The 21,713-nt window shown below is 44.0% G+C and carries 17 protein-coding genes; 9 read left to right on the top strand and 8 right to left on the bottom strand.

The features are described 5' to 3' along the window. Nucleotides 1–558 precede the first annotated feature (558 nt). Both QNM16_RS25385 and QNM16_RS25380 read right to left on the bottom strand, forming a co-directional pair. Nucleotides 559–1,212: an XRE family transcriptional regulator gene (locus QNM16_RS25385; protein ID WP_284023004.1), complete on the bottom strand. Its 654-nt coding sequence runs from the start codon at nt 1,210–1,212 to the stop codon at nt 559–561. A gap of 172 nt (nt 1,213–1,384) precedes the next feature. Beyond that, nucleotides 1,385–1,531, bottom strand: coding sequence for a hypothetical protein (locus tag QNM16_RS25380; protein WP_284023003.1), 147 nt, complete (start codon nt 1,529–1,531; stop codon nt 1,385–1,387). A gap of 246 nt (nt 1,532–1,777) precedes the next feature. Here QNM16_RS25380 and QNM16_RS25375 point away from each other — a divergent pair, with 246 nt between their 5' ends. The 3 genes from QNM16_RS25375 to QNM16_RS25365 all read left to right on the top strand — a co-directional run bounded on the left by QNM16_RS25375 (nt 1,778) and on the right by QNM16_RS25365 (nt 5,501). Next, nucleotides 1,778–2,719 carry a class I SAM-dependent methyltransferase gene (locus QNM16_RS25375; protein ID WP_284023002.1) on the top strand — a complete coding sequence of 314 codons (942 nt, stop codon included), beginning with the start codon at nt 1,778–1,780 and terminating at the stop codon, nt 2,717–2,719. Nucleotides 2,720–2,812: 93 nt separating this feature from the next. Next, the gene (locus QNM16_RS25370) at nt 2,813–3,595 is read left to right on the top strand and encodes a substrate-binding periplasmic protein (protein WP_284023001.1); all 783 of its coding nucleotides are present in this window, start codon (nt 2,813–2,815) and stop codon (nt 3,593–3,595) included. 286 nt (nt 3,596–3,881) lie between these two features. Next, the gene (locus QNM16_RS25365) at nt 3,882–5,501 is read left to right on the top strand and encodes a glycosyl hydrolase family 18 protein (RefSeq protein WP_284023000.1); all 1,620 of its coding nucleotides are present in this window, start codon (nt 3,882–3,884) and stop codon (nt 5,499–5,501) included. A gap of 76 nt (nt 5,502–5,577) precedes the next feature. Here the strand turns inward: QNM16_RS25365 and QNM16_RS25360 are convergent, their stop codons facing one another. Then, a complete protein-coding gene (locus QNM16_RS25360; protein WP_284022999.1) occupies nt 5,578–6,894 on the bottom strand; it encodes a trypsin-like serine protease in 1,317 nt (438 codons plus the stop codon). Nucleotides 6,895–7,298: 404 nt separating this feature from the next. On the opposite strand from QNM16_RS25360, the gene QNM16_RS25355 reads away from it, so the two are divergent. Together QNM16_RS25355 and QNM16_RS25350 are read left to right on the top strand one after the other, a co-directional pair. Further along, nucleotides 7,299–8,264 (top strand): GlxA family transcriptional regulator, encoded by a 966-nt coding sequence (locus QNM16_RS25355; RefSeq protein ID WP_284022998.1) that lies wholly within the window; start codon nt 7,299–7,301, stop codon nt 8,262–8,264. Next, nucleotides 8,261–9,232: a DJ-1/PfpI family protein gene (locus QNM16_RS25350; protein WP_284022997.1), complete on the top strand. Its 972-nt coding sequence runs from the start codon at nt 8,261–8,263 to the stop codon at nt 9,230–9,232. Before QNM16_RS25355 ends, QNM16_RS25350 begins: the two co-directional genes overlap by 4 nt. On the opposite strand, the gene QNM16_RS25345 is transcribed toward QNM16_RS25350, so the two are convergent. Next, on the bottom strand, nt 9,229–11,598 hold the full coding sequence (locus QNM16_RS25345; RefSeq protein ID WP_284022996.1) for a family 20 glycosylhydrolase: 2,370 nt from the start codon (nt 11,596–11,598) through the stop codon (nt 9,229–9,231). The genes QNM16_RS25350 and QNM16_RS25345 overlap by 4 nt on opposite strands. Nucleotides 11,599–11,695: 97 nt before the next feature. Then, nucleotides 11,696–12,502 carry an AraC family transcriptional regulator gene (locus QNM16_RS25340; protein ID WP_284022995.1) on the bottom strand — a complete coding sequence of 269 codons (807 nt, stop codon included), beginning with the start codon at nt 12,500–12,502 and terminating at the stop codon, nt 11,696–11,698. A gap of 74 nt (nt 12,503–12,576) precedes the next feature. On the opposite strand from QNM16_RS25340, the gene QNM16_RS25335 reads away from it, so the two are divergent. Next, the gene (locus QNM16_RS25335) at nt 12,577–13,767 is read left to right on the top strand and encodes an MFS transporter (RefSeq protein WP_284022994.1); all 1,191 of its coding nucleotides are present in this window, start codon (nt 12,577–12,579) and stop codon (nt 13,765–13,767) included. 67 nt (nt 13,768–13,834) lie between these two features. On the opposite strand, the gene QNM16_RS25330 is transcribed toward QNM16_RS25335, so the two are convergent. Next, nucleotides 13,835–15,895: a glycoside hydrolase family 97 protein gene (locus QNM16_RS25330; RefSeq protein ID WP_284022993.1), complete on the bottom strand. Its 2,061-nt coding sequence runs from the start codon at nt 15,893–15,895 to the stop codon at nt 13,835–13,837. 162 nt (nt 15,896–16,057) lie between these two features. On the opposite strand from QNM16_RS25330, the gene QNM16_RS25325 reads away from it, so the two are divergent. Continuing rightward, the gene (locus QNM16_RS25325) at nt 16,058–16,750 is read left to right on the top strand and encodes a cupredoxin domain-containing protein (protein ID WP_284022992.1); all 693 of its coding nucleotides are present in this window, start codon (nt 16,058–16,060) and stop codon (nt 16,748–16,750) included. Beyond that, a complete protein-coding gene (locus QNM16_RS25320; RefSeq protein WP_284022991.1) occupies nt 16,743–18,002 on the top strand; it encodes a hypothetical protein in 1,260 nt (419 codons plus the stop codon). Before QNM16_RS25325 ends, QNM16_RS25320 begins: the two co-directional genes overlap by 8 nt. A 34-nt stretch (nt 18,003–18,036) precedes the next feature. Here the strand turns inward: QNM16_RS25320 and sthA are convergent, their stop codons facing one another. Beyond that, nucleotides 18,037–19,473 carry a Si-specific NAD(P)(+) transhydrogenase gene (gene sthA / locus QNM16_RS25315; RefSeq protein ID WP_284022990.1) on the bottom strand — a complete coding sequence of 479 codons (1,437 nt, stop codon included), beginning with the start codon at nt 19,471–19,473 and terminating at the stop codon, nt 18,037–18,039. Between the two features lie 44 nt (nt 19,474–19,517). Continuing rightward, entirely contained in the window at nt 19,518–20,651 is a 1,134-nt protein-coding gene (locus QNM16_RS25310; protein WP_284022989.1) for an acyl-CoA desaturase, read from the bottom strand. A 111-nt stretch (nt 20,652–20,762) separates the two neighbouring features. On the opposite strand from QNM16_RS25310, the gene fabR reads away from it, so the two are divergent. After that, on the top strand, nt 20,763–21,374 hold the full coding sequence (fabR, locus tag QNM16_RS25305; protein ID WP_284022988.1) for an HTH-type transcriptional repressor FabR: 612 nt from the start codon (nt 20,763–20,765) through the stop codon (nt 21,372–21,374). The last annotated feature ends 339 nt before the right edge of the window (nt 21,375–21,713 follow it).

Genomic DNA, 21,713 nt, shown 5'->3' with positions numbered 1-21,713 from the left:
GGGGCGGACGGCGAGTCTTTCCCATGTGAAAGTAGGACATTCTACTGCGTAGCGCACCAAAAGCGCCAAATAAAAGAAAGCCCGATTCGAAAGAGTCGGGCTTTTTTGCGTTTAAGTCCCTCGGCAACAACTAAAATAGCTCACTTCACCTTGCGCAAAAGAAGCGTGCTCACTTCGTTCGCTGTCGCTAACCTTTTGCACGATATTCACCTTGCGCAAAAAGAGCGTACTCACTTCGTTCGCTGTCGCTAACCTTTTGCACGTTAATCACCTTACGCGAAACGAATGCCAGCGCTTCGCACTGTTTTGTACTTTACTTGGGTATAAAGATGGAGAGGGTTTGCTCTACGATGGGTGAAGTCATTTTTCTAGCAAGCGGATAGGAGATCAAAGATTCCTATTTGTGACGGTTATCCTCTTTGCCTTGTCCATAACGTTTTTTGATGCAGTTTAGATGCGTATGTATTGTTGGAAATATTATTAATTAATGTGAGAATATCGGTCTAGTGAATGTGATGTACTACTTTGTCGATCAAAGCAGTACATCAAAGATGACAACTACAAACTACGGCCACACCAAACAATGCGTCCAGCTACGCCGTGATGTTCCGCATTTTGGGAGTTGATTTGCCAGCTTGGATAATCGGGGTTATCACTGATCACAGCAATATGATCTGATTTTTGTTGAAGCCTCTTAGCCATCAGACCATCTTGAGTTTGAATAATATAGACACCGGCCTTACTAGGTTGCTGTTGGCTTAAATCAACCAGTACCATATCGCCATGCTCTAAGGTCGGTAGCATACTATCACCACGCACAGAAACGAAAGCTAAGCGGTCGCTATGAACTCCTAGCTGTGATTGTAACCAACGTTTATTTAGTGCAAATTGTTCGGTGACGTCTTCTTGACCATTAATGGCACCAAAACCCGCACTGGCTTCTACGTCTAGTTTAGGTACTACGAGTAGATCTTCTTGGCTATGTTGAGCAGGTGTATCAGCAGCTTGTACACCGGTAAGTAACCAATTTAAGTCCACAGAGAATAAACTGTATAAGTGTTCAAGGTATGCCGTTGATGGGCGACCCAGCCCTTGGCAAATACGATAAATATGTGAAGGAGATTTACCAGTTAATTCGGCAAACTGACGTTTATTACCGCCAGAAAATTGCTCAACTAGGGTCACAAAACGGCGAGAAAATGCGGTACTCATGAACTTACTCTCAGTAGCAAAATAGTCAAAGAGTGAAGAGTACGCGTGCCACTTGTCGGTGTACAGTAAAATAATACGGAGAGCTAATATTTCAGCTTGTGATATGAAAAAAACCAGAAAGTATATTAGTGCAGAAAAGGCGATATATAGTCGCCCTTTCTCTTATTCGTAATTATTCAAACTTATCTTGGCAAGGCTGAGAGCCAGGGCAAGTCCAGGAGCCTAAATAACCACCCGCAATGTGTGGAGTTTGCTTTGCATCGATAGGACGCTGGATCGAAAGAGATTTGACAGATTTTTTTGATAGTTTTAAACGCATGATGAAATTCCTGTTTTTATTTTTGGTGCTCAATTTAGCTTTCAAAGTATTCTTATATATTATTCTGCTAAATAGAGATCATTATTATGTGCATCAATGCACAAATAGTAACCTACATTACCTTCCTAATGATGTAAATAATTTTTAATTATAAAGTTATTATTCTGGTGTGGTTTCAATTCTCATTGGCAATCGAGCTAAGTCGAGTACAATTATATTTTGTTTCTTATCTTATCGATGTCAGCTATGCAATTTGATTTTTCCCCTGTCCAGCAAGTATTTTCACAGTTAACAGAACTTCCCAATGAGGCTGTGCGTCTTTTTCACGGCAGAGGCCGCTGTTACCCATCGTTAGAGCAGCTTTCTATTGATTGGTTGTCAGGTCAAATCATGTGCACTGTGTTTAAGGAGCAGGATGATGCTTGGATGGAAGGTCTTCGTGACTGCCTTCACACCTTAATCCACAGTGAGCTGGTTCAAAAGCAGCTAACTTGTGTCTTCATCCAGCATAGGTACCGCGTAGACAATGCTGTAGAGGTATTATTTGGTAGCCTTGATGAGCAAGTGGTAGTTACAGAAAATGGCTTAAAGTTTGAGTTGTCACTTGGCAAAAAACAAAATACGGGATTGTTTTTTGATATGCGTAATGGCCGCGATTGGGTGAAGAAGCAAAGCGAAAACAAAAAGGTGCTTAATTTATTTGCCTACACTTGCGGCTTTTCAGTGGCTGCAGTGGCTGGCGGGGCCAAGCAAGTGGTTAACTTGGATATGGCAAAAGCGGCACTGAAACAAGGCAGACGCAATCATCAGCTCAATGAGCATGCATTAGACAATGTTTCTTTCTTAGGGCATGACTTATTTAAATCTTGGGGTAAATTGCGCAAGTTTGGTCCGTATGATTTGGTGATCATTGACCCTCCGACATTTCAAAAGGGCAGTTTTGCACTGACGAAAGATTATCAGCGCATATTACGTAAACTCCCTGAGCTACTTTATTCTGGTGCAACAGTACTGGCCTGTGTGAATGATCCTACCGTGCAAAGCCAGTTTCTAATTGATGAAATGCATAGGGAAGCACCTTCGATGAAGTTTATCGAGCGTCTTGAAAATCCGCCAGTATTTGAAGACATTGACCCGCAAGGCGGATTAAAGTGCTTAGTTTTTAGCAATGAACTCGACGTTTTATAGTTGGCGTATTGATTAATCGAGAAAGACCTATTTTAGCAGCTACACTTTAATGATGGTTGTGTAATTAGTTAAGCGTCTGTGCGGATATATATCTTGGTAAGTTTTGTTGCGCTGATAGCGAGTTGGCATTTGTCAGCAGCTCAGCACTCTACTGATATAATCAATCCTGTATGTGAAACTAACGCCAAAGTGGGTGTAGTTGCTGGTTGGCCCCCGTTGACTAGTGTCACTGATGAAGGCGTAGCACAAGGTCTAGATATAGAAATTGCTAAAATGGTGTTCGAGCGTGCGGGTATGTGTGTTGAGTTTGTGCGCCTGCCATCCGCAGCTCGCAGTTTTGCACAGCTAACAAAAGGCGTTGTTGATGTTGTGTTGATGGTGAGTTATACCTTTAAGCGCAAGCAGTGGGGCCATTTCACCCAACCTTATCGCACAGAAAGAATGCGGCTATTTTCTTTAAAACCGCCAGAGTCAGTATACTCCCTATTGGCTTTGCTCAGCTCAGAGGCAACAATTGGCTTGAGTATTGGCTCCTACTATGGAGAAGAGATTAAGTCTCTTGCCAATCAAGAGCGATTTGGTAATCAATTCATCGGCATTTCAACCATTCAACGGCGCATTGAGTTATTAGCTAAGCAGCGCGTCGATTTTATTATAGAAGATGAAATCGTCGGTAACTACCTTAGTCAAAAATGGAGTGATAAACCGATTTATATTTGGGATTACTCAGTTCATGATAATGAAGTACACTTTTTACTGCGCAAAAATAAGTTTTCACCTTCTCAACGATTACGTATTGATAAGGCGATTGATGAATTACATTTACAAATATCACAATTGGTAGCCCGCTATCGTCAACTTGGACAAGCTAAATAATGTTAATGATGGCGCCATTATTTACGTTAAATAGCATGGTAGTCTTGGGGAAGACAATCCAGCCACCTACACTTTACTTGCTATATCATTTTAAGTTCTTTTCATATTATTCCTACTTCATAGCTGAAAACCCGTGAAACATTACAATCTTTCAAGTTGTGAGCTGCGATAGGGTGTGGGTGATTTTTATACAGTTTGTTACTCTGAAAGCGGGCGGGTTTACCATTGGATAACAGCCAGCCAGAGCTCGCCGTCACACGCTGGCTAACAACATGGAAATAAAGGTATGAAAACACTCAATTTAGCAGTTATGGCCGCATTTGGCCTTATCAGTGTGCCAACGATGGCGCTGGACTGCAGTCAATTAAGCAATTGGCAGTCAGCAAAAGTATATACAGGCGGTATGGAAGTACAGCACTTAGCAGCCAAATATACAGCAAAGTGGTGGACACAAAATCAAGACCCTGCAATATATTCACAGCCAGAAAATGTATGGCGAAAAGAGGGGATCTGCGACCCTGTGGGTACACCACTACCTATTGTGAAGCTTGACACACCAGTGGATCAAAGTCGCCATATAATCGCTTCTCCAATTTTAATAAAAGCAACAGCTAGCCACCCAATGAATGTGCCAATCAAACATGTGGACTTCAAAGTGGACGATGTGGTGATTGCGACGGATAACACAGCACCTTATGAAGTAACATGGACAGCGACAGGCCTGGGCGAGCATGTGATCCAAGCTGAAGTTGTTGATGATGAAAATGGGCGGGCAAGCTCAGGTAAGCGTATTATTACGGTTGTCGCGGACGATGTGATTGTACCTCCAAGTGGTTTTAAGATTGTTGGTTATTTTCCTAGCTGGCAAGGCCAAGTTGCCGATATTCAATTTGATAAGCTAACGCATATTAATTACTCCTTCTTACTGCCTAATGCTGATGGTTCATTACAACCACTTGAAAATCTTGCGAAGATGAAACAGCTAGTGAGTGCCGCGCAATCATCTGGCGTAAAAGTAGGGATTGCGGTAGGTGGTTGGAACGGCGGAGATGACAGTGCGTTTGAGACTTTTGCCAGCAGTGCACAAGGCCGTGCTACGTTTATTCGCAATCTGATGGCTTTTGTTGAATTGCATCAGTTAGATGGCGTTGATATGGACTGGGAATACCCTGACCCAGGTAGCTCAGCCAATAATTACGCGCTGTTGATGAAAGAGCTCAGTGTTGAGCTCAAAGCAAAAGGGAAGTTTTTAACCGCCGCAGTAGTTGCTTTAGGTTACACCGGAGGCGGTGTTTTGGAGTCGGTATTCCAAGATGTTGATTTCTTAAACTTGATGGCCTACGACGCAAATAATGCGGATCATGCAAGCTTTCAGTATGCATTAGACTCGATAGCATATTGGCAAGGCCGCGGGTTAAGTAAAGAGAAAACCGTGCTGGGTGTGCCTTTTTATTCTCGCCCGACATGGCAAGCTTACCGCACGCTTGTTGCACAAGATGCTGCCAATGCTTGTCGCGATACCGATGGCACCTCATATTACAATGGAATTCCAACAATACGTGCAAAAACTCAGTTAGCGCTCGATAGCGCAGGTGGCATAATGAATTGGGAGCTATCCCATGATACAAGTGGGCCTGAGTCTCTATTGACCGCTAAGTGGGAAGTTTCACAGGGCATTGCGCCAACTTATCAGTGCGATGGCAGTGGAGGTCCGGATAAGCCAACACAGTGTGTGGATATTCAAGTCGATCCAAATCAATACGTCGTACACCCTGATTTTCCGAATGGCGACCATGCAGCAGCTGGGCAGCGTATTCGTCATCAAAGCAGCGTGTATGAAGCGAATTGGTGGACGCGCTCAGTACCTGGCAGTGACGGTAGTTGGCAGTTTATCTGTCAGTATTGATGGCAACCTAAGAAGGTAATATGAAAAAAGCCGTGCACCCAGACGCACGGCTTTGATTGTCATGATAAATTTTTGCTTATTTAGTGCAAGTTGGATCCTTGCCGATGAGTTTCCAAGCGCCATAAAGACCTGATTCACTTGGGATATCGCCACGAGTCCAATACCTTGCTTCATATTCTGAACCTCGGTATGTGACGCGATTTGGTCTGACATACACGGTATTTGCATCCCATGTGCCATTGCACACGTTGGAGCCATCTGTTGCAGTAGCAAAAACACGCGCAACATATGTGGTTGTGCTACCGTCCACTTTAAAAGTTAACGTTGTTTGTGCAAGGCCTGGTGTTGCCGCGCTAAATTCAACGCTTACCTTACAATTTTCGTTTTGTGTCAGTGTACTTGCAGAACACGTATCTACTGTTGTCACCAAGTTACTAGTTACGCCTAACGCCGCAACGTTAAGTTGGTTAAAGGTAAATGTCGGGCTACCTGTATTGGTAATGGTAAAGGTGTGTCTTACCCTGTCGCCAACAACAAAATCAGCCAGTGTCGTTTGCTCTTGATAGCCAACTTGCACTGGAACTGTGCCATTTTTTATTGACTCAATCCATTGATCGAATACTGCTACATCAGCATAAACGCCGTAATTGTCTGGACGAGCGCAGCCTACACCCCAACTAACAATACCAAGCTGAACAGTTTGGCCACCGGATTGAATTACAATTGGGCCACCACTATCGCCGCTACATGAGTCCTTTTGACCTTGTGGGTAGCCTGCACAAAACTCAGTTGCTCCAACATTGCTGTAGTGACCTCCAGTTTGACGACATACAGCGTCAGAAACTAAGGGCACATCTACTTCATACAAGTTAGTCGGGCGTGTACCACCCTCTTGCAAGCGGCCAAGGCCTGCTACAGTGAGTAAATCACCTTCACGTGCGTAATAATCTATAGAAGATTGTGCAAGTGTGACACTCGCGCCCTGTGTTGGCACTCGAGTCAGCTTTAAAACCGCAATATCGTTGTGTAATGTTGAGTTATTATAGTTAGGGTGCATATGCACTTGCTCAACAGCTATTCGATCGCCGTCATTGCCGCCAAGAATAAAGCCGGCCACTTTAACATTAAGTTCGCTCGCAGTTCTGTTGCGTACACAGTGCGCTGCAGTTAGCACATAACCGTCACCAATGTAGCTACCGCCACAGAAAGCAGTTGTACCATTTGACCTTAATATCTGTGTGTAAAATGGCCACTGAGCAGTATCTGCTGGTATACCACCCACAATGTTGGGCTTAATATCATCGAGTGCCAATGCGGGTAAACTGGCGACAATGCCTGTGGCCAGTAGTGTGTGTCGCATTGCGCCTTTAATGAAGTGTGTTGTTCCTTTCATGTTGTACCTATGTTGTTCACTTGTTAGACGAAATTAAGATACAACTAAATGTTGCAAAATGTATAAAAAATGTGATTGAAATGATTTCAATGGGCAGTGTGTTATTTTTTTCAAGCTTATGTTTTTATTTAACTAAAATTTATTATCATATATAAAGTTTAATTTTTATGTAAATTTTAGTTTACTTTTTGAACATTGCTCATTTTTATAAAATGACGACCCAGTCGGGGGTTTTAAGTACTAGCGCTTGATGATAACAGTCGTCATAGTCAGTAAGTATGAATGCGACTTGCCATGATAGATATTACCTTTTATCGCTCCCTCTAAACATGTCCTTTTTAGATAAGTTATAGTCATTAATGACTTTTTGCGATGCGATATGCTTATTTCCTAGGAGGTGCCTGATGTCACAACTTGTTGGCTTTTTTATTTACGATGAATTTCAAACTGTTGATTTAGCGGGTCCACTAGATGTGTTTGCGACCGTGAATGATCTACTGTCAAAAGAAGTATATAAGTTGGTTACGCTCGCGAGTGATATGACGCCAATTCGTGCTGAAAGTGGTTTGAAAACATTGGCAGATGACACGCTTATAAATTGCCAAACACTTGATGTGTTGGTGATCATTGGCGGACGAGGATGCCAAAGTGTCATCAAAGATCAAGCCGTAATGACACAGCTACGTCGACTGGCACAAGGCGCTCAGCGCATTGTGAGCATCTGTACAGGCGCATTTATTGTTGCAGCGCTTTGGCCCCAGCGAGCACTCACATTAGCAACCCATTGGGGGTTTACGCAGCGGCTCGCGGCGCAATTTCCATGTGTGGAAGTGGTGTCCGATAAGCTCTTTGTACAAAGTGATGAGGTGTATTCTTCGGGCGGGCTTACAGCGGGTATCGATCTTGCTTTGAGTTTAATTGCAAAGGATCATGGCGCAGCGATGGCGCAACGCGTTGCACAATATATGGTGATGTATGTAAGGCGCAGCGGCGATCAACGTCAGTATTCTAGTTTATTGAATGCGCAACAGACCTTGTCACAACGCTTTCAAAGTGCCATCGAGTTTGTACAAGATAATATCGATAAGCCGTTATCTGTTGAGATATTAGCTGAGCAAGTTGCGTTGAGCCCACGACATTTCCAGCGGGTTTTTACAGACAAAATGGGGATATCCCCAATGCGCTTTGTACAAAATTTAAGGTTGGAAAAAGCCAAGGGGTTATTGTGCACATCTGAGCACTCGATAGCCCATATCAGCGTGTTGACAGGATTTGGTTCACCTCCGTTATTAACTCGAAAATTCACCCAAGCGTATGGCGTAACGCCGACCCAATATCGCGAAAATTTTACTGCAGAGGTTAACGAATGAAAAAAATAATCCTAGCATGGTTAATGTGTTTTTATTGTATAAAAGGGGCTGCCCACTCGACTGATGAAAATGCATTTCATGTCGGTGTCTTGTTATTTGAAGGTGCACAGGCCATTGATTTTGTGGGACCAATAGAGGTGTTCGGTCAAGCAGGGTTTAGACTTACGACAGTAAGTAAGACGGGTAATGAGATCACCACTGCAATGGGATTGAAGGTGACACCAGCACAAAGTTTTGCAAATAATACAACCTTTGACGCGGTACTTATTCCCGGCGGTAATATTAATGGTACTTTGATCAATGATGAACAAGTGCAAAATTGGATTAAGGCACAAAGCCGCGAGGCGGATTATGTGATGTCTGTGTGTAATGGCGCGTTCATTTTAGCCAATACAGAGCTGCTGAACGGTCTTTATGCGACAACCATTGAAAAAGCGTTCGATAGCTTTGCACAACAGTATCCTTTGGTAAAGTTGGCAACAGATCAAAAACTCACTGACAACGGTAAACTACTTACTACGGCGGGGTTGTCTTCAGGCATCGATGGCGCACTATCCTTAGTTGCAAAAGTGAATGGCATGCGTGCTGCGCGCACTGTAGCGGCAAAAATTGAGTATGATTGGACGCCAAATGGGGGTTACATTCGCGGAAAAATGGCGGACCGTATACTACCCAAGTTCAGTGACTTACCTGAAAGTATCACTTTGGCATCTCGCACTTTCCACTATGGCGATGAGCAAAATTGGTATAAAGGTTATATGTTTGATTTAAAAAACACCCAATCTTCGGCGTTATTCTCATGGCTCAACCAGCAAATGACCAATGCAGGATGGCAAGCAGCCAGTACAGAAAATCCTCGCGCTTGGTCAAAGCAAGTAGGTGAAGCACAGTGGCTACTGCATATGAGCGTAAAGCATCAAGCAGGGTCACTGTACACTGCACAATTAACGCTCAATCGCCAAATTTAGTTTATTGATGGCGTCGAATTTTGTTGCATAAAGCAACTATCTAATATGGCTTCGGTTAAATGATTCACCGCTAAAATGAGCTCGCCGTGAAGGCGAGTTTGTTGCCAAATCTCAGCACGCAGTGCATCGATATCAGTACTGTATGGTTGATTTTGGCAGTACTTCAATACTTGCAGACCAAGTTGAATGCTTTTTTGGTGTTGTACCAACAGAGGTTGGAGTGCAGCCAAATTGCTTGATTGTGCAAATGTGGTCTTGAGTTTGGGAATATCCGCTAACCAGCTTTGATACGCATTTTGCAAGGTTAAATAGCGTGTTGGTGTGTTATTTTTCTGCAGATGAATGTGCCATTGACGTAGATACAGACTCTCTGCTGGGAGAAAATCAACTAAGGCATTTAATGGTGCTAGCTGGTGGTAGAGATTTTGTTGATATTTAACATGATGGCGAGTGTAATACTGAGCTTGCTCCACCAGTTGGCTAAAGCGTTTGAGTGCGTCAACATCTCCTTGATTACTCAACGTAGCTAGCCCTTGTTGGTGTTGAACTTGGTGTTTGAGGCCAATACGTTGAGCTGCAAACTGATCCAGTGTTTTTAGACGCTGATACATTTGCTGCTCATCTTGTAAGTTTTGAGGTGACCACAGTCGCTCTGCGATTGCATAGAGTCTGGGCCAAATCCTCAGATCGAGATTATAGGGCATGATCAACTCACTCCATATGGTTGCTTCACCACCAAGTATGCGCTTGGCTGCTTGTGCACTCGGAATGGTTGCAAATTGAGATGAGTGTAAATTGGGTATATCAGGCAGTGTGCTAATGTGATGTTCATAGGGGGTATTCCCTATCAATATTTGGCTTTGTGCAGGGTGATCTTTGATAAAACTAAAGCGCACCGGGCCCATCCAAGTATCAATGTCAAAACGCGTGATATTGGCGAGCGTTTCAAGTTGCTCTATTGCAATTAATTTGCGTCCATCGATAGAGACATAGCCGATTTGGTTTTTATCATTATCTGTTGCCAAAACAAAGTGACCTGTGACGGGCGAGCTTTTAAGCCGAGTGATGTTAAATTGCCATGCCCGCCATCTTTTATCGTGATTTATATTGTTTTGCGTGATGGGTTTTTGAGGCATGGGATCATTGCGGTAGTGATAGCTGGTGTACTGAGGCTGATCGATGTAAAAACCCGCAGACAGAACACCCATATGTCCAGCATTGGTCAATTGGGTCAGGGAATCAAATCCGCGCCAAGATTGGATCACCACTGCATTGTTGAGCTCTGATTGAAAGATCTCATCCCAGCCCATCAACACTTTGTTGTAGGCGCTCAGCAGAGATTGTACTCTGAGGTTAAAGTGATTGTGTAATTCAATAGCAGAGTTGAGCCCCTGTGTTTGCATGTAAGCCTTAACAGCTTCGCTTTCTAGCCAATGATCGGGTTTAACTTCATCCCCACCGATATGTACGTAGGGATCTGGAAAGATGGCAGCAAGCTCCGCGATGATGTGTTTAATAAAGACACCAGTATTGGGGTTACTAGGGTCAATTAAGGGCTTGAATACGCCCCAGCCACGCTCCATTGCATAGGGGCCTGGGCTTGCCATTAAATCTGGGTAAGCAACTGCCAGTGCAGATGCATGTCCAGGCAGATCTATTTCAGGAATAACACGGATCCCACGTACACCTGCATAGGCAACTACCTCAGCCATTTCGGCTTGGGTATAGTACTGGCCATCGGAAGCCAGTTGTTGTAGCTTAGGATAATTTACACTGGCAAAACGCCAGCCTTGATCATCGGTGAGGTGCCAATGCAAAACGTTGAGTTTGGCAGATACCATGCCGTCAATCTGGCGCTTAATATCATCGAGCGGGATAAAATGTCGAGCACTGTCGATCATTAATCCTCGCCATGCAAATCGAGGCGCATCATCAATGATCATCGCGGGGATCTGGCTTGGAAACTGATAGGCTAATTGCCTGAGTGTTTGCAATGCATAGTTGATCCCCCAATATTGAGAAGCATGGATCCTGATGCCTTTTGGGGTGACGGCTAATTGATAGCTTTCGTTTTGATTTATACTCGGGTTCAGTGCTGAAGTGCCCGTGACTTCAAAAATGATATCAGCTCGGCCCATCTTTTGCGTGAAGCGTATATTACTGAAGGTATCTCTGAGTTGTCGCTTCAGATATTGGCTGCGTTGTTTTGATAAGTTTGGCAGGTATACACGCAATGGCATACTGGCGTTAAATGTCCCTTCTTCTAATGTGATACTGTGCGGGTAGGGCATCAGGTGCAAATTAGACTTGGCTGCCCAAACCGGTAAGTGAAAAAAGCCAATGATGAGCAGTACAAAACGCAGCATATCTATTCCTTGCTTGGTTATCAGAACACCAGTGTGGTGGTTTTTTATCCATTTAAGTTACCAAAATCTGACGGAAAAGCACACCATGCTTTGGGAACTAGGCCTTTATGTATTGTTTGGGTGGCACACCTAGAACTTTTTTAAATGCGGTATTAAATGCGCTGCTAGACTCAAACCCTAGCTGCTGAGCAATGGCTTGTTGAGATTGTCCAGCATTCAGCATTTCTACTGCGCGCAGTGCCCTGAGCTTTTGTTTCCATTGGCTAAATCCCATATCAAAGCTTTTGTGAAATAAGCGATTTAATGTGCGACTCGATGCGCCGACAGTTTGTCCCCATTGCTCCAAAGTGAGTGGACTGCCCGGATTGGCGTAGAGCTCAGATACAATTGGGTGCAAGCGCGAGTCTTGAGCTCTGGGAATAAAAAAGTCGCTGGTGGGGGCTTGCTCAAGGCGGTCAATGAATACTTCGACAAAGCGCAGGATTTTATCATCCAAAGTGTAATCATCAGACCAAGTACAGATCTCCAAAATCATGGCTTTTAATAACGGGTCGACAACCAAAGATTTAGCCTGACTACCCAGTACGCATTGATACTTTTGATCTATGTACACACTGCGAAAATGCCCGCCATACCGACAATAGGTTTCATGTGCGACATTTGGTGGGATCCACAGCGCTTGTTGGGGTGGGATAACAAAGCTACCTTGCGGTGTGAAAATGGTCATGACGCCGTCACTGATATAAGTGAGTTGTCCCCATGTATGCGTGTGCTCTTCAACATGTTCCCACTCAGGCATGGTCGTGGCACGGGGAAATACCGGCCTGCCTAACTGTTTACGTTTGAAGCGAGATTGTACTTTTAGCCATGGCTGATTTGTCTGTTTTGATAAATTCTCTGTCATATTTTTGGATTTTGGCCAGTGTTAATTGAGCATATACTAGACAGGCGTTTCACTCAATGTGCTTAGGATAGTAAATGGAAAAACAAGTATTTGGGCGGTTTACCCCCTCACCAATGAGCTTTTTAGTGTTAGCTACCATTGTTATGGCAATGGCATTTGCTGGTTGGACTGCCATGTTAAATAACTTTGCGGTGGAAGCGGCAGACTTCACCGGCGCAAACATGGGTATGTTGCAATCTTTACGAGAAATTCCCGGCTTTCTTGCCTTTACCGCGGTGTTTATCTTGTTGGTGTTAAAAGAGCAAACCTTTGCTTTGGTAAGCCTGTGTGTGTTGTCTATTGGGGTGGCTATCACCGGATTATTTCCGACTATCTATGGCTTATATGCCACCACAGTGTTGATGTCGATTGGCTTTCATTACTTCGAGACACTCAATCAATCATTGAGTTTACAATGGTTTAAAAAAGACGAAGCTGCCGAGAAGTTAGGCAAGCTGTTATCCATTAAATCAATGGCTGCGCTGGGGACATTTGCGGTGATCTGGGTCGGGTTTACTTGGTTGCAAAGTGACTATGTGTGGATGTACCTATTAATTGGTGGGGCAGGCCTTGCCGTGACGATATTCATGGCGATGACGCATCGACATTTTGTGGCTGCGTCACCACAGAATAAAAAGCTTATATTGCGCAAAGAATATAGCTTGTATTACTTACTGGTATTCTTCTCCGGTGCACGTCGACAAATTTTTATGGTGTTTGCAGGCTTTTTGATGGTTGAGAAGTTTGGCTATGACGTCGCAGAAATTACCGCCTTGTATATGCTTAACCACGTCATTAATATCTTTTTGGCGCCAAAAATAGGTAGTTGGATAGGACGCATTGGTGAGCAAAAAGCGCTGACGGTTGAGTACATAGGTTTGATCCTAGTATTTGTTGGATATGCTCTGGTGGAATCGGCGCAATTAGCGGCAGTGCTATATGTGGTAGACCATATTTTCTTTGCGATGGCTATTGCATTAAAGACGTACTTTCAGAAGATTGCGCGACCTGAAGACATTGCCGCAACTGCTGGGGTGAGCTTTACCATCAACCATATTGCCGCTGTAGTGATCCCTGCTAGCTTTGGTGTGGTGTGGCTATACGACCAATCATTGGTGTTTTACTTCGGTGCTGCACTGGCTGCATGCTCTTTGTTATTAAGTCAGTTTATCACTCCGCATTTACGTAAATTAAATGCCGCTGAAGCAGCCTCAAACAGTGCATGATTCAGGCTGTACAATGAGTACTGGTCTGAGTTGAAAAAAGAGCAGGAAATCCTGCTCTTTTTGCATTTTAAAGGGCTTTAAAGCGAATTGCAGTGCCGCCGCTGGTGGCCAGTTGCAGTGTTAAACTGTCTTTGGCGGTGACGATTTGCTTTTTGATGTCCAGTGCGTATGGGTTATCTTGCCAATTGGCACCTTTGCCATCTTGGTAAATATACGCTTCGTAGCGAGTATTCTCTGCTAAAAAGTCGAGTTTCACATCAATTTTTCGTGCATGTTCATCTGTGATAGCGCCCAAATACCAATCTTTACCTGTGTACTTGCCGCGAGCACGTTCTTGACGAGCAAATACCACGTAGTCTCCGGCTTCACCAGCCAATGCGATACTCTGTTCCCAGTCCGTCGGTACATCTTTGATAAATTGAAATGCATCTGGTTTTGCGAGGTAATTTTCTGGTAAATCAGCCGCCATTTGCACAGGGCTATATAACACTACGTATTGGGCAAGTTGTTTTGCGAGTGTGGTTTGTGGGCGGTTTGTTTTATCACCTAGGCCGTTAAAGCCCATGTCAAAAATACCTGGTGTAAAGTCCATTGGGCCCGATAGCATGCGTGTGAATGCCAGCATGGGAATGTGCTCTGGTGGGTTAGGTGGCGTACCCCATGCATTAAATTCTTGGCCGCGCGCGCCTTCGCGGGTCATCCAGTTTGGATAAGTACGGCGCAATCCTGTGTCCTTGATAGGCTCATGGGTATTAATGCTGAGCTTGTATTTTGCAGCAAGCTTGATGTTGTCTAGGTATTCATTAACCATGAACTGACCATCATGCCATTCAAAGCGAGCATGGCCGCGCTCATCGATACGTTTGATATTGCCACCATCAGCGACGTAACCTGTTTTGATTTGGCTGACATTATTTTTTGCGTATAACTTAAATGCTGCATCCATTTGGTTGCGGTAGTTACTGACGTTGCCAGAAGTTTCGTGGTGACCAATGAGTTTTGCGCCAACCTTATCGGCATGGGCCTTGATAGCCTTAAAGTCAAAGTCAGGATAAGGCTGCGTGAAACTAAATACATCACCATTATAGAACCAGTCGCTGTCCCATCCAGTGTTCCAACCTTCAACTAACACGCCATCAAAGCCATGCTCTGCGGCAAAGCTTAAATATTCCTTGGTGCGCTCTGTAGTGGCGCCATGTTTATCGCCGCTGCCCCAAGTGTGCTTGCCGATATGCATGCCCCACCATATCCCTGTATATTTACCCGGCTCAACCCAAGACACATCACCGAGTTTGTTAGGTTCATTTAAGTTTAAGATCAGGTGCGAGTTAAGTAAGTCTTTGGCTTGTTCACCAACTTGAATGGTGCGCCATGGGGAATTAAAGCGGCCGTTAGTTTTCACCGCGATACCATCAGACCATGGTGTTAAATCGCTAATGAAGGTGCCCGGTCTGCGCTGATTTAGTGTCATACCGGCATAATCTACCAGTGCGGCTTCATGAATACTTAAGTGTACGCCGTATTTGTTTTTAAACGTAAAAGGCGTGTGCACATGTGCAGCATCATGCAGTGGCGTGGTATTGTAGGTGTATTCATAGCGATTCCAGCCTCGCGCAGGGATCCACCATGCGGTACTGTCGCCACTATCCGTAATACTGAATTCAGTTAGCTCGCGGGTAATATATCTGGCTTCATCTTGATTGACTTCATAACGAAATCCCAGACCGTCATCGAAAACACGAATTCGTACTCGATATTGCACAATTTTGCTGTCTTTATCCGCAAAAGTAACCAATAGTTCATTGTGGTGATCGACAATATTCCTCGCTTCACCCCAAGGTTGTTGCCAAGTTTCATGATGTGATTTACGCTCAGCGCTGCTGATATACAAGTTATTTCGCATTGATGGCGCTCTGGCAAAGTCAAATCCCAATTTAGAAGGGTTGATCACTGTTTGACCTTTAAACGCGACTTGATATCTTGGTTGGGTATTATCATCACTGATAGTGAAGGTAAGCTGCTGGTCAGGGGATGAGATGTTGAAGTTTGCAGCATACACCGTAGGTGAGAGTGTGAATAAACTGACCGTCAGGCCAACTGCTGAGCAAAATGAACTTGAATAGCGCATGTTTTTTTCCATATGGCAACGAGTTACTGTTAGCTTACGGGCTTAGTTTCAGGCTCTAAATGGTTTGCATACGTATTCAAAATTAAAATGCGATGAATGCATAATTTACGTCGTCCGGTCTATACTCAAATGAAAAATAAAGTCGGATAAGGATTGTGCTAGATGCAACTGACACAGCAAGTAAATAGAGTAAATAAAAAGCGAGCAAAGTGGCAGTACGGACTTATGCTAAGCACTTACTTGGTATCTTCGTGGGTATTAGCAAAGCCTATTACAGTGCAGGTGAAAGACGCCAAGGGAGAAGCGGTTAAAGATGCGGTGGTGTGGTTTGAAAGTAAGCAACTTCCGCTATCTGCCAACAAATTTCGACAAATCTACAAAATGGGTCAAAAAGACCGTGCTTTCACACCACATATTTTGGTAGTACCCAAAGGTGCTGAGGTTTCTTTTCCCAATTACGACTCGATTTTGCATCATGTTTACTCGTTTTCACCAGCTCAACCATTTGAATTTAAGTTGTATCGTGACAGTCCACAATCTCTCAATTTTGGTAACACCGGTGTTGTTGAGTTGGGCTGCAATATCCATGACTGGATGTTGGGCTATATTCTGGTGGTGGACTCCACTTATTTTGCGATCACCAATGGGCAGGGGAAAGCAACTATCGAGCTTCCAGACACCCCAATTGATAGTTTGTCCATGCAAGTCTGGCATGAAGGGTTTGCCAATCTAGATAAACCTGAGAGCAAGATGATAAAAGTATTGCCTACTTCCAATGCTTTGATCTATCAACTTGACCAGTCGTTATTTAAGCCCAAAGAAGACTTCTCAGATGAGTTTGATGACTATGAATAAAGCTACTTTAAATATACTTACCGCGCCGTCAATGTGGTTACTGCTAGCTGGGCTGATGAGTGTCCCGGTGCAGACTTATGCTGCACAGCATAAAGGACAAATTCAAGCCAGTTGGCAATCAATTAGTGCCTACCCATCTTGGTATGCTTGGGGTGCATCAGTGAATCGATTTGGTCAAGGGGATGGTGGCGTTAATATCAGCAGAGCTTTGTTACAATCTCGTTTTGAACTGGGCGATAGCTGGTCGGCACACAGCAGTGTGCAGTATGTGCCTGACCCTGAGGCAAAAGTTGGGTTTACGGAATTATTTGCAGAATATAAGCCTGTGGTAGAGGGGGCCTATCAACCGCAAGTACGTGTAGGTGGGTTTTACCCGAAAATGTCGTTGGAAAATCCGGACATTGGCTGGTCTTCGCCATACAACTATGGTTACTCAGCACTCAACGCATGGCTTGGCGAGGAGCTAAGAGTGATAGGTATTGAGGCCAGCATCAAGCGCAGTGGTAAGCGGTTAGCAAAACCGAGTTTACACAATTGGCAATGGGTTGCGGGGCTTTATAAGGGGAACGATCCCCTTGGTGCTGTGTTGGCATGGCGCGGGTTTGCACCCCATGATAGGCAATCTGTTTTTAATGAAGTGCTGGCGCTGCGTCCAACAGCGGGCTTTATGACACCGCAATTAAGCAAGCAAGCTTGGCAAATAGAGCCATTCACTGAGATTGATGGCCGTTTTGGTTATTATGTTGGTGCACATTGGAGTTATCAAAACCGTCATGACTTGCGGGCATATTGGTATGACAATAATGGTGATCCAGAAGTGCTTAATTATAAAACGGGCCAATATGCTTGGGACACCAAGTTTTGGAGCTTGGCATATAAGTACAAGATAACTAAGCAAACGCATGTGATTGCCCAAGCAATGGCGGGGAATACGGCGATGGGGTTTTCTCGCGGCGTAGATAATGATTTTGACAGTCAATTTATACTGCTGACGCATCGCTGGCAGAAATTTAGAATCAGTGGCCGTATTGAGCAATTTAGAGTCCAAGACATGGACCACTGGGCGTTCGACCCCAATGAAAGCGACGGCGGGGCTGTGACAGCGACAGTTAAGTGGCGTTATTCCAAGAGCTGGCACTTTGGGGCTGAGTTTCAATACTTAGAGACAAAAGTGGCCAATCGTGCCGATGATAATTTACCAACGCGTCAAATAGAACAGTTATGGCGGCTCAGTGGGGAATACCGTTTTTAATTAGCGGCTGATGATGCAGCCGCTGTGTTATTAATTAGTCACATAGCCTGTTGAGGCCATTGAGAGCAGCAACGCGATAGGCCTCTGCCATCGTTGGATAATTGAAGGTTGTATTGACAAAATATTCGACGTTATTGCCTTCGCCTTTTTGTTCCATAATGGCTTGGCCGATATGCACAATTTCAGAAGCTCGTTCGCCAAAGCAGTGGATCCCCAAGATTTCTTTGGTTTTGCTATGGAATAATATTTTTAAACTGCCTACTTCTGTACTGGCAATTTGCGCCCGTGCAAGGTGCTTAAACTGTGCCCTACCGACTTCATAAGGGATTTTCGCTGCGGTCAGTTCTTGTTCCGTTTTACCAACTGAACTCATTTCTGGGATAGTATAAATCCCAGTTGGGATGTCAGTGATCAAGCGCTCATCACATTGGCCGTTAGCAATGGCATTGGCGGCAATACGCCCTTGGTCAAACGCTGCACTGGCAAGGCTCGGGTAACCGATGACATCGCCGACAGCATAAATATTGTCTACTTGCGTTTGATAGTACTCGTTTACACGTAATTGTCCGCGACTATCTGCTTTCAGACCAACAGCGCCTAAGTTCAAGCTATCAGTATTACCTGTTCGACCATTGGCCCATAAAATACAATCGGCTTTGACTTTTTTACCAGACTGGAGATGTAAAATGACGCCTTTGTCACTGGTCTCTACTTTGGCAAATTCTTCGTTGTGACGGATCACGATGCCGCTGTTCCAAAAGTGATAGCTGAGTGCATCTGAGATTTCATCATCCATAAAAGAAAGCAATCTATCTCGTGTATTGATCAAGTCAACTTTCGCGCCAAGACCTTTAAAAATGGACGCGTATTCACAGCCAATCACCCCTGCACCGTAAACAATGACGCGCTGGGGATTGTGCTCAAGGCCAAGAATGGTATCACTGTCGTAGACGCGCGAATGATCAAAATCGATTTCAGGTGGACGGTAAGGTCTAGAGCCTGTGGCAATGACAATGGTCTTAGCGGTTAGCACATCTTGAGAGCCATCTAAGTGCGTTACTCGCACCGTATTGGCATCAACAAAGCTGGCTTCACCTTGGTAAAGGTGAATTCGATTGCGATCATAAAAGCTTGAGCGCAGTGATGATTGTTTGCCTATGACATCGCTGGCGTGATTTAAGATGTCTTGAAACGTTAATCGCTTTGGTCGCTCTGTAAAGCGGTATAAAGGATTGGCTTTGTACTCAATAAGACGACTAACAGAATGTCTCAGTGCTTTTGAAGGGATGGTGCCCCAATGAACACAGCCGCCGCCGACTGATGTTTGTTTTTCTATGACAGCTACTTTGCGTTGGCTTTTGGATAAGTTCATTGCTGCGCCTTCACCACCAGGACCTGTACCTATGATTATGGCGTCATATTGAAAAGATTGTGAGGGTTGCTCGCTGGGTGTGTCTTTGGATTTAGTCACGGCCTCGCCTTACTTGCTAATTGGGGAGGCCGATAAGGGGCGGGTTAGCTCGCTGCGCCTTTTAACAGCCTCGAGTTTAATGCCAACCATGCTTGTTTTTGTGAATGCCACGCTTGCTCTAATTCAGAGTATTGTTTGTGTAGCGCGGATTGTTCACACTGTTCTAAAACGGCATGCTTTTTAGCTTCGAGTAATTGCCTTTGAATTGCACAAAAGTTCTGTAACTTTTTCAAAAGCAAATCATATTCTTGTTGTAACAATGTAAGCTTATCTTGTGCCAAAGGCAATTTTGCAAGGGTAACTTTTGTTTTATTCAACAAGGTTTCCGCTTTGGCTTTTTCGATACGCTCTACTGGTGTGCGCTTTAATTTGCTGGCAAGACCAAAGAATGACAGAGCACGGATCATCCATTTAGTTGGATCATAATGGTACCAGCGGATCCCATTTCGGTAGTCACTAGCAAAAATATGATGGAAGTTATGATACCCCTCACCATAAGTTAGTAGCGCCAAAAAACCATTGTCACGTGCAGTATTTTTTTCTGTGTAAGGGCGACTTCCCCAGATATGTGCAAGTGAGTTGATGAAAAAAGTAAAGTGTTGCGATAGCACCAAGCGCAGCACACCTGCTAGTAGCAACATGCCAAATACATCGCCCAGTGCTAACCCAAGTAGCAAGGGAATTCCAATATTAGTTAGTAGTACAAGCTTTAAATAATGTTTGTGTTGCCACATCACGATTTTGTTACGTTGCAAATCACGTGCATTGTTATAATCGCCATAACTTTCCCCTTGGTAATTGCGCAGCATCCAGCCAATATGACTGTACCAGAATCCACGAGTAGCTGCGTAAGGGTCTTTGACTGGGTCATCTACTTGACCATGGTGTACGCGGTGATCACTACTCCAATGAAGAATACTATTTTGCAAAGCGAAAGCTCCGCCCAGCGCAAAAAATACTTGAATCACAGGATGTGTTTCATAGGCCTTGTGTGCCCAAAGGCGGTGGTAACCAGCGGTAATAGACATACCAGCGTAAAACATACAGGCAATGAATGCTAGCCAGTGGGTAAGGGTATAACCATATTCAAACCCGTACCAAGGCACCAAGGTCACGGCAGCTAAAAAAGACAGACTAAAGAAGATAACATTAGTCCAAATAATCGGCGGTTTTTTCATTTTTTAAAATCTCAGCGTACACTTGTACGCTAAAATAGTATTTCATTCTTGTGCCGTCAAGTATTAGACTGCCCAATTAGCATATTGGGGTAAATAAATTAGGGGTCATTCATGTCAGGTGTGCGTGCACAACAAAAACAAAAAACTCGACAAGCACTGATAGAGGCGGCGTTCAATCAGCTCAGTGCTGAGCACAGTTTTTCTAATTTAAGTCTACGTGAAGTAGCTCGTGAGGCTGGGATTGCGCCAACTTCGTTTTATCGTCACTTTAAAGATATGAATGAGCTGGGTTTGACGCTGGTGGATGAAGCTGGTTTAACTTTGAGACAATTGATGCGCCAAGCAAGGCGACGTATTGCCAGTGGTGGCAGCGTAATAGACACTTCGGTGCAAACCTTTATGGAGTTTATTGAAACGTCCAGCAACCAGTTTAGGCTATTACTCAGAGAGCGCTCTGGCACTTCTCCTGCTTTTCGTGCTGCAGTTGCCAGAGAGATTAAACACTTTATTTTAGAACTTGCACATTATCTTGAGTCAGAGACCAAGGTGGAGCCGCACCATGCTTACATGCAAGCAGAAGCGATGGTGACCTTGGTATTTAGTTCAGGTGCAGAAGCGCTTGATCAAGACCAACAGCAACGAGCAGAATTGACTTCACGCTTAATATGGCAACTTAGATATATAGCAAAAGGTGCAGCGGGTTATCAAAAATCCTCTACCTAGTTCCATTCTTTTAAGCAACGATATAATCACGGCGCGCCTAATGATTTTATGGTAAATCAGCGGGCCTATACGTTTGACATCTTTTCAGGCTTAACGTCTCCAACCTACTTTGGCAGACAGCCAAACTAATACACTTCATCCATGATTAGTACCGATTCTGCTTTTTAAAGTGTAAAAATAGCAATATTGAGTATTTCGATTGTTTTTAATGGCTGAGCATTGTTTTTTTAAAAGGTACAGCATTTTGTTGTATTTTTTACCCTAAAAAACCATTTTAAGTATATTTTTTGTAAATTTAATTTTTAATTAATTTTAACTGTTGTGTGCTTTTACTAATTT

Origin of the sequence: Pseudoalteromonas umbrosa, assembly GCF_030125375.1 — a bacterium.
In the GTDB taxonomy this organism is placed as follows: domain Bacteria; phylum Pseudomonadota; class Gammaproteobacteria; order Enterobacterales; family Alteromonadaceae; genus Pseudoalteromonas; species Pseudoalteromonas umbrosa.
This window is presented reverse-complemented; position numbering and strand designations above follow the sequence as displayed.